The organism is Thermoplasmata archaeon, assembly GCA_035532555.1.
Taxonomy (GTDB): Archaea; Thermoplasmatota; Thermoplasmata; order Lutacidiplasmatales; family UBA184; genus Lutacidiplasma.
On the sequence record DATKQS010000012.1, the window covers coordinates 92,093 to 100,457 of the forward strand.

Consider the following 8,365-nt stretch of genomic DNA (forward strand, 5'->3'; position numbering starts at 1 on the left):
GTGAGCGCCTCGATGGCCGATGTTGAGGAGGCCCCTCCACCGATGACCGCCCCCAAGGCGGCTGCGCCGGAGGCGAACGACGATTGGGCCACCCGCTACAAGTACCTCCTCGCCGATTTCGAGAACTATCGACGGCGGACCGAGCGCGAGCGGGAGACGATTGCGCGGCAGACCCGCGCGTCGGTGCTGCTCGATCTCATCCCGCTGTACGAGGCCGTCCAGGGTGCGGGCGTCGCGCTCGCGGTAGGTCACTCGGCCGATGACGTTCGGCGCGGACTCGACCTGCTCGATCGGGAGTGGCAACGCCTGATCCTGCGAGAAGGCGTCGAACCGGTCGCCCGGATCGGTGCTCCGTTCCGCGCTGATGAGGCCGAGGCCGTGGCCGAAGCCCCTCCGACCGGAGACCAGACCGAAGGCACGGTCGTCGAGATCGTCCAGCAGGGGTACCGGTTTCCCGGGGGCCTGTTGCGACCTGCGAAGGTGGTCGTCGCCCGCGGCCCCCGCCAACCCGAGCCCGATCCGGCGGCCGCTGCACCCGAGTTGCCCGACTCCCCGGAGCGCGCCCCATGAGCGAGCGGTCCTCGGAGATCTCCGGTCTGTATCGACGCACGATCGAAGAGCGGCGAGAGCTCGTTCGCGAGTGGGCCGGGCTGACGGAGGCCGAGGTTCGCTCGTACGAGTTCCCGCCCGGGATCGATCCCGCAACGATCGACCGGATGATCGAGAACGTGATCGGGGTGTTCCCGATCCCCCTCGGGGTGGCCACGAACTTCCGCGTCAACGGTCGCGATCGCCTCATTCCGATGGCGATCGAAGAGCCGAGTGTGGTCGCAGCCGCATCGAACGCGGCGAAAGTCACGCGGGCCACGGGTGGTTTTTCGGCAAGCGCGACCGCTCCCGTGATGATCGGGCAGGTCCAGATCCTGGACGTCCCCGATCCGGCGGCGGCGCGGCTGCGGATCCTCGATGAGCGCGATCGCCTCCTCGAGGCTGCGAACGCGAAGGATCCCGTGCTCGTGAAGTTCGGCGGCGGCGCCCGCGACCTCGAGGTCCGCCTGCTGCAGACTCCCCGAGGATCGATGTTGATCGTTCACCTGTTGGTGGACGCGCGCGATGCCGGCGGGATGAACGCGGTCAACACCATGTGCGAAGCGCTTGCGCCCGAGCTCGCGCGTCTCGCCGGGGGCCGCAGCGTGCTCCGCATCATCTCCAACCTCGCCGTTCACCGGCTCGCCCGCGCCCGAGCGACCTTCCGGGTCGACCTGCTCGCCACCGACCGGGCGACCGGCCCGGAGGTCGTCGAGGCGATCCTGGACGCGTACGCGCTCGCCGTCGCGGACCCCTACCGCTGCGCGACGCACAACAAGGGGATCATGAACGGTATCTCGAGCGTGGTCATCGCGACCGGCAACGACTACCGCGCGATCGAGAGCGGCGCGCACACCTACGCGGCGTGGTCCGCCGAGCCAGGCGCTGTCGTCCGGCCCTTGACCACCTACGAGAAGGACGCCGACGGCAATCTGGTCGGATCCATCGAGCTCCCCACGGCCCTCGGGCTCATTGGCGGCGCGACGGCGGTCCATCCGACGGCGAAGGCGAACGTCAAGCTCCTCGGTGTGAAGACCGCTCGGGAGCTCGCCGAGATCGTCGCCGCGGTCGGCCTCGCGCAGAACTTCGCGGCGCTCCGCGCCCTCGCGACCGAGGGGATCCAGCGGGGTCACATGGAGCTCCATGCCCGCAATCTGGCGACCAGCGCCGGCGCGCGCCCCGATGAGGTCGACCGCGTCGTCGCGCGCTTGGTTCAGGAACACGCCATCCGCTTCGATCGGGCGAAAGAGGTCATCGAGGAGCTGCGAGCATCGGGTCCCCGATGAACGTCGGGGTCCTCGCCCTGCAAGGGGATGTCCCCGAACACTTTCGCGCCTTGCGACGGATCGTTCCGGAGCGGCGCATCATTTGGGTGCGACGCCCGGAGGACCTCGTTGGTCTCGACGCCCTCTTCCTTCCCGGAGGGGAGTCCACCACGATCGCCGACCTCCTCGCGAGGACGGGACTCTGGGGCCCGATGAAAGAACGCATCGAAGGCGGCCTGGCGATCCTCGCGACGTGCGCCGGTCTCATCGTGCTCGCGCGCGACTTGGAGCCGAGCCCCGGCGGCCGTGACCCGCTCACCTTCGCGTTGCTCGACATCCGCGTCCGACGCAACGACTACGGGCGGCAGCGCGAATCGTTCGAAGGTTCGGTGCGGGTGGAGGCCCTCGAGGGACCGCCGTTTCCGGGCGTGTTCATCCGGGCGCCGCGGATCCTATCGGTCGGGCCGGCGGCACGGGCGATCGCCTGGAGGGCCGAGGAGGTTGTCGGGGTGCGCCAGGGCTCGATCTGGGGGTTCACCTTCCACCCGGAGCTCACCAGCGACCTGCGTCTTCACCGCGCCTTCCTGAGGTCGGTCTCGCCGGGCTCTCCCTGAACGCCGCTTCTATCGGAACGGAAAGGCGAGGTACCGCACGATCGGGAGGAGCGCGACGCCCTAGCGCACCGGGGCCGATGCATTCCTCCACCGACGACGAAGATGAGCACGGGCGCGAGCGGCCCGGCCGATATGGCTCCAGGGGCGCCGGCCTCCGCTGGTCGAGCCGCGGGTCCCGAACCGGGCGGACACGGTCTCGCGGTCGCTCAGTGGTAGGTATCGAACCGGTACGGGTCGAGGGGCAGTTCGCCAATCGCCATGAGAAACTCTGGCGGGGTGAGCAGGGGCTTCGGGTAGAGCGCGCTATCGTCGAGCGCAATCCGAGGACATGCCGTGTTCACGTACGCCTCGACGTTGCGTCCCTCCAGATCCCGGGGATCGATGCGGGCGAAGGATAGGATCTCGGCCTGGCGCCCGCGCGAACGCGCGCGCTCCTGGAGCGCGAGGGCGGTCGCCGTTCGGTTCTGTCCGGCAAAGGTGGAGACGAGGATGCCCCAGCGGTCGACGTTGCGCACGGAGGCGACCAAGAGCTGACGGCGCCGCACGAGCGCCCCGCGATCGATGGGGCTCTCGATCGTGTTCTGCAACGGATCGAGCGACCAGACGGGTCGGTCGACCGCGAACGCGAGGCCGATCGGATGGAACCGGCCGGTCCCGAGGAACAGGAAGGCGTCGACCTCCGCCGCGGTGGCCTCGGCGCCCGTGTAGTTGCACCCGAGCGCCTGGGCGGCGTACGCCAGTCGACGATCTCCCTGCCCCACACGGACCACGTACCCTCGCGCGGTGAGCGCCTCCGAGAGCGGCTCCACGAGATCGAGGTGCTGCACAGAGGCCACGATGCCGAGCCGCCGGGGGATCCCGGCCGCCTCGAGCGTCCGGACTAGCCGTTCGGGGTCTCCTGCGGGCTCCCGCATCTCGACGAAGTAGGTGGGCATGGGAAGCGCGACGTTCGGGATCGGAGCGTGCCCGAGCACGACGGAGACGTCCGCGTTCGGCACCTCATCTCGGGACGGAACGTCACATGCACCGAAGCAGGCCCGACCCGCGAGCACCACCGGGATCCCGGTCTCCTCCCGGATCTTCTCGGCAAGATCGGCCGCGTTGCGCACGAGGCCCGCCGGCACCTGCAGGGCGATGCGGCGGGGACGATCCTCGCGGAGCGCGTCGAAGAGCCCGGGGCCGAGCGTAGGGAACCGGCGCACGCGTGTGGAGGCGTTCGGTGGCGCCTCGGCCGTCATGGTCCCACCCGCTCGAGAAGGCGGCCCACGGCGGCCCGATTGTCCGCGTAGTGCAGGCGCTCCACGGCCTCTTCCGGGGTCACCCAAGCATACAGGTCGTGTTCCTCGCTCAAGCGAGGGGTCCATGCCGGGTCGACCTCGACCCCGAAGGCGTGGAGCCTCCACGTCCCTCCCTCCGGGCCTTCGAACGTCACATGCCAATCCAGAGCGAACAGGCGTTTGGGGGTCTCGAGCCCCGTCTCCTCCCGCAGCTCGCGGCGGATCGTCGCTTCCCAATCGGAGTCGGCCGCGTCGACCTTGCCGCTGATCGGCACCCAGATCGATTCGCGCGCGGGCGGACGCCGCAGGATCATGACGCGCATGGGCAGACGGGAAAAGAGGTACCCCTCGACGCACTCCTGCTGGATCGAACCGCTCGGCGTCGTCACCCGCTCCCCCGGCGCGCGAGGAGGGCCAGGATCGCTTCGGCGGGCTGGCCGTGGGCCCGGAACAACGCTTCGGCTGCCTCCTCCCGCGAGACCCCCGCTTGCTCCATGACGAGTTGGACGTCCTCCTCCGGAGGGCCGACGGCCGGCACCGCGGCCGCTCCCGTCGAGGACGCCGTTCCTCGGGGCCGAATCTCGGGGTGGCCTGCGACCTGGTAGGTCCGGACCCCCTTCACCGTCAGGACGGTGACCTCGGGGGCTCGGAAGACGTGCTCCTTGGTCTTCGTCCGCACGACGACCTCCTCGACCCCGTCGATGGTCTCGGTGGTCATGCCGAGGCGGCGCATCATGGCCTGCATATCGCGTTCGCTGCGGGGTCCGCCGGGCATCATCGAGTCAATCCTCTCGGTCGCTGGTGGCCCGACGGATGCGGGCCTCGAGCTCGGGCGTAGCCGGTTCCGAGTCCGCCGGCATGCCACGCCGTTGCGTGCGCCGTTGGCGACGTTGCGACTCCCGCGTGCGCTGGACCTGCTCCGTGAGCTCGTCCATGAGGGCCGCGATCCCGGCCAGGAAGTTCCAGCCGGTGTGGGAGGCGTAGAAGATTCCGCGGTCGGTGTGCAATCGCGCCTCGACGGTCGCGTCGGCCGTGCGGTGCGTGGCGTGGGGCTCGAAGTGCAGGCTCAATAGGGACGGCTTGACGTGGCGGGAGATTCGGCGGAGCCCCGCGGCGACCAACCGGTCGATCTCGGTCAGCGTGGTGGGGTCGCTCGAACCGCGCAAGCCCGTGATCTGGACGTAGACGTCCCCCAGCCGGTCGCCCTGCGCGCTCGCGCTGCCGACGGCGAGCCCGAGGAGGTCGGTCTGAGCCACGACCGCGGTCGGTCCGGTTGGGTCGACGACGAAGACGCTCGATACGTTCTCCCGGGTCATCCGCCGCGCGGCCTCGACAGCGGAGGTCCCCGCGGGGACCGTGACGGCCGGACTGTGCATGATCGTTCCGATCTCGACGTCGTAGACCGAGCCGCCTTTCTCGGCGTCGCGCTTTCCTCCGACCGTCGGGCGCCATAGGACGCGCGCGAGATCGGAGACGCCGACGGCTCCGACAAGGTGACCCTTCCGGTCGAGCACGGGGAGCGGATGCTCTTCGAGGAGGCGGATCTGGGCGAGGAGTTGGCGGATCGGGTCGCTCTCGTGGAAGGGGTGCCCGATCGAGCGGGAGATCTCGTCGACCCGATGATCGGGGATCTGGCGAAGGTCGGGAAACGCGCGGACGAGGTTCGTCCGGCTGACGACACCTAAGAGCTCTCCGCGGCGGCCGACGACGGGGGCCGCCCGCAGGCCCGTGGCGAGGAGCTGCTCGGCGAGTTCGGGATAGGGCGTGGCAGGGGTGACGAGCGGCGGGATCAGCAGGAGATGTTCGACCTTCGTCGAGAAGGAGAGGTTGGCGCGTCGAGCGATCGACTCGAACGTGATCATCCCGATCAGCTTCGACCCTCGAAGCACGGGCATTTCGTGGAAGGCTCCGGTGCTCATCTTGCCTAGGGCGTGGGAGAGGAGTGCGTCGTGGGCGACGGTCACGGGGTCCTTCGCCATGAGCGTCCCGGCGGTGGGCCATGCAGCGGACATCGACGCCTCAACTGCAGGCGATGGTCATATGGCTGGCGGGAGGGGCCGGGGTTTGTGGGTGGCCTTCAACCGACGTCCCGAGCCATCTGGTAGCCGTTCTCGCCGTCGGAATAGTAGCCGCGCAGCAGATCGACCACTGAGAATCGGAATCGGGCGTAGAACCGGATCGCGGTCGCATTGCTGACCCGCACCTCGAGGGTGACCCGCCGCAGCTGCTTCTCTCGGCAGTGCACGAGGAACTCGTTCATGAGGAGTGTTCCCAGGCCCCGGCCCCGGTGATCGCGATCGACCGCGAACATCAGGACGCGTCCTTCGCCTTCCACCTGGTGGACCCCGAGCAGGAAGGCGATGGGGACATCGCTCGGATCGGTGGCGACGAGGAATCCTTCGGGCCAGTTCGCGCTCAGCGACGGGTAGAGCGCCGGGTCGTAGTGTTCGCGGAGCGCGTCCGCCACGATCGGAGTGATGTACGGCACATCGCTCACTCGGAACCCACGCAGGGTCGCAGAGGATCGCGGGGTGCCGTCGCCGGTCCGTTCGCGTGTCGCGGAGGCGGGCTCAGCGATACATCTCACCCGGCCCGACGGTCTCCCCTGCTCGGGGGGTCTGGGATGCCGTCTGCTGTTCGTCGAGATGGTGACGGACTTCCGCCTCGATCTCCTTCGCCTTCTGCCGGAGCGGGCGGGTGTTCAACACCATGAGCGGGACGAGGGGGTTGACCGCCTCGATCACCTTGGCCGCCGCGCGGGCATCCGGATAATCCTTGTGTGCCTGCGCGATCACGCACAGCACCGGCAAGGGCCGGCCGAGCGCGTTCAGGAGGAGCCCGCCCGCGAACCCGGTCACGACTCCGCTCGCCGTGGTGAAATGGTACTTGCTGAGGAGCGGCGCTGCGGCCCGGTTGGCCATCGCGACGACCCGGGCGTCGCCCTTGTCGTCCTTGTCGATCGGCTGGCCCTCGACCGCGATCACGAGCTCGATCCCCTTCGCTTCGGACCAGTCCAAGAGCGCGCGGCCGAGGCGCGAGAGCAGCCCGGCCGGGGGTTGGATGTCGGAGATCGCGACCACGAGCTGCTGGCAAGAGCGATCGGGGCCGCAGACGAGCTTACTCGCGTAGAACCGGATCGGGGCGTTCACAACCCCCTCGTCCATGACCACGGTGGGTGGGAACTCTTCGCCGACCATGTAGGCAACCTGGGTCATGTCGAGGGTATGGACAAGATACGAGGCGGCCACGGAGCCGACCAAGCCGTGCGTGGGGAACCCCACGACCATCATCGCCCCCCGCAGCGAGTCGCCGCGCGTATCGACCACCTCGAGATCCACGTTTGCCTCCCTCGAATGGCTGGGCGCGTTCGACCGACTCATGAGAGACGACCGCGCTTATGCGGTTTCGCTCCCCACCGAGAGACCCCGGGCCCCAGTGGTGTGAAGAAATCGGTGGATGACGCCCCTGGCGTGAACCGTCATCTGCACCCCCTCCGACCCAAATAACGGTGCAGGGCGAGCTCGTACGTCCCCCTACGGGTCTTCCGAGCCAGCAGCATGACGAGTTGGTTTCGTAGACCTCGTCCCCACCATGCCCACTTCCGCTTGCATCGATCCGCGATCATCCCCATCACCCGCTCGACTCCGTTCGAGGTGGCCGGCAGGTCGATCCCGTAGACCGCTACCTCGGCGAAGACGACCAGCGCCTTCGCCTCCCGACGGATCGCTCGGGCGGAGCGAGGGCAGGCGGCCCGCTCCAGGCGCCGTGCCAGCACCTCCAGTTCCTCGAGGGTGGCCCGCACCCGGTCGGTGATGGCCCACCACTCTCTTCGAAGTCGGTGGAACTCCACCGACCTTCTCAGGTGGGCCAAGAGGCCCCGAGCCGGGGCCAGGATCGCCTCCCGTTCGAGGAGTCCCACGCCTTCCTCCCGGAGGAGTTCGCCCAGCAGGCGGAGGAAGTGCACGTGACAGAGCTGGTGCACTCGCGCGGGGTAGGCCATGAGGCCGGTGTCGTCGTCGGTCACCAGGTGTTCGACGGACAAGCCATCGAGCACCGACGTCGGCGCTCCACCAATCTTCACCTCAGCGAGGTGGACGTGGTGGTTCGGATCCAGGGTAATGGCCACGTGGATGGCGTGCTGATTCCCCCTCTTCTCCTGGCTCTTCACGAAGGTCGAGTCGGCCTCATGGACCGAGTGCTCGATCGGGAGCGGCGTAGAGGGAGCGTGGAGCGCTCGCTCCACGCCCACGGCGATCTCCTGGAGGAAGTTCCAGATGGTCCGACGGGGAATGCGCAGACCGAGGTCTCGTTCGAGAACCTCGGAGGCCTCTCCGTAGGAGGTGCGAGTAGCTAGTGGACCGGCCACGCGGGATGTTCGGGATTCGTACCTCGTAGCCACACCGGGACTTTCGCCAGGTGGCGTCGGTCCCCTCTCACCGTGTCCCGGAACCTCTTCCCCCGCTTCTCTCGCTCTTCGTTCCGATAGGTCACCGCCCGATCCAAGGCATCCCCTACCTCGACCACCGAGGTGAACTCCGTGCCGGGCAGGGCCAGCTCCTCGATGCCTTTCGCGTGCGTCTCGACCGGGTTCATCCAACTCGCATGGGTCGCCGTCGGCACC

General features: G+C 68.7%; 11 protein-coding genes. 3 read left to right on the top strand and 8 right to left on the bottom strand.

The genetic code is table 11. From position 1 onward, the window contains the following. Positions 1–12 precede the first annotated feature (12 nt). Genes grpE through pdxT form a run of 3 tightly spaced genes read left to right on the top strand, consistent with a single transcriptional unit; the run spans position 13 to position 2,467 of the window. Entirely contained in the window at positions 13–570 is a 558-nt protein-coding gene (grpE, locus tag VMV28_03560; GenBank protein HUZ79676.1) for a nucleotide exchange factor GrpE, read from the top strand. Beyond that, positions 567–1,874, top strand: a complete 1,308-nt coding sequence (locus VMV28_03565; GenBank protein ID HUZ79677.1) for a hydroxymethylglutaryl-CoA reductase, degradative — start codon at positions 567–569, stop codon at positions 1,872–1,874. The genes grpE and VMV28_03565 overlap by 4 nt, the downstream gene beginning before the upstream one ends. Beyond that, positions 1,871–2,467, top strand: coding sequence for a pyridoxal 5'-phosphate synthase glutaminase subunit PdxT (pdxT, locus tag VMV28_03570; GenBank protein HUZ79678.1), 597 nt, complete (start codon positions 1,871–1,873; stop codon positions 2,465–2,467). Before VMV28_03565 ends, pdxT begins: the two co-directional genes overlap by 4 nt. Positions 2,468–2,673: 206 nt before the next feature. On the opposite strand, the gene dph2 is transcribed toward pdxT, so the two are convergent. The 8 genes from dph2 to VMV28_03610 form a co-directional block, all read right to left on the bottom strand. Continuing rightward, the gene (gene dph2, locus VMV28_03575; GenBank protein ID HUZ79679.1) at positions 2,674–3,705 is read right to left on the bottom strand and encodes a diphthamide biosynthesis enzyme Dph2; all 1,032 of its coding nucleotides are present in this window, start codon (positions 3,703–3,705) and stop codon (positions 2,674–2,676) included. Then, a complete protein-coding gene (locus tag VMV28_03580; protein ID HUZ79680.1) occupies positions 3,702–4,133 on the bottom strand; it encodes an NUDIX domain-containing protein in 432 nt (143 codons plus the stop codon). Before VMV28_03580 ends, dph2 begins: the two co-directional genes overlap by 4 nt. Continuing rightward, positions 4,130–4,522 (bottom strand): nascent polypeptide-associated complex protein, encoded by a 393-nt coding sequence (locus VMV28_03585; GenBank protein ID HUZ79681.1) that lies wholly within the window; start codon positions 4,520–4,522, stop codon positions 4,130–4,132. Before VMV28_03585 ends, VMV28_03580 begins: the two co-directional genes overlap by 4 nt. Positions 4,523–4,526: 4 nt before the next feature. After that, positions 4,527–5,756 carry a CBS domain-containing protein gene (locus tag VMV28_03590; protein ID HUZ79682.1) on the bottom strand — a complete coding sequence of 410 codons (1,230 nt, stop codon included), beginning with the start codon at positions 5,754–5,756 and terminating at the stop codon, positions 4,527–4,529. 65 nt (positions 5,757–5,821) lie between these two features. After that, positions 5,822–6,241 carry a GNAT family N-acetyltransferase gene (locus VMV28_03595; GenBank protein HUZ79683.1) on the bottom strand — a complete coding sequence of 140 codons (420 nt, stop codon included), beginning with the start codon at positions 6,239–6,241 and terminating at the stop codon, positions 5,822–5,824. A gap of 73 nt (positions 6,242–6,314) precedes the next feature. Beyond that, positions 6,315–7,082, bottom strand: a complete 768-nt coding sequence (locus VMV28_03600) for a PAC2 family protein (GenBank protein HUZ79684.1) — start codon at positions 7,080–7,082, stop codon at positions 6,315–6,317. Positions 7,083–7,222: 140 nt separating this feature from the next. Then, entirely contained in the window at positions 7,223–8,110 is an 888-nt protein-coding gene (locus VMV28_03605; protein HUZ79685.1) for a hypothetical protein, read from the bottom strand. Next, positions 8,095–8,365 (bottom strand): hypothetical protein (locus tag VMV28_03610; GenBank protein HUZ79686.1); only part of this gene is annotated, 271 nt, incomplete at its 5' end. The genes VMV28_03605 and VMV28_03610, both read right to left, overlap by 16 nt.

What these genes read in the sequence shown, in the direction of transcription:
- grpE (HUZ79676.1), top strand. Translation starts at nt 13, where the DNA reads ATGGCCGATGTTGAGGAGGCCCCTCCACCGATGACCGCCCCCAAGGCG.
- VMV28_03565 (HUZ79677.1), top strand. Translation starts at nt 567, where the DNA reads ATGAGCGAGCGGTCCTCGGAGATCTCCGGTCTGTATCGACGCACGATC.
- pdxT (HUZ79678.1), top strand. Translation starts at nt 1,871, where the DNA reads ATGAACGTCGGGGTCCTCGCCCTGCAAGGGGATGTCCCCGAACACTTT.
- dph2 (HUZ79679.1), bottom strand. Translation starts at nt 3,705, where the DNA reads ATGACGGCCGAGGCGCCACCGAACGCCTCCACACGCGTGCGCCGGTTC.
- VMV28_03585 (HUZ79681.1), bottom strand. Translation starts at nt 4,522, where the DNA reads ATGATGCCCGGCGGACCCCGCAGCGAACGCGATATGCAGGCCATGATG.
- VMV28_03590 (HUZ79682.1), bottom strand. Translation starts at nt 5,756, where the DNA reads ATGTCCGCTGCATGGCCCACCGCCGGGACGCTCATGGCGAAGGACCCC.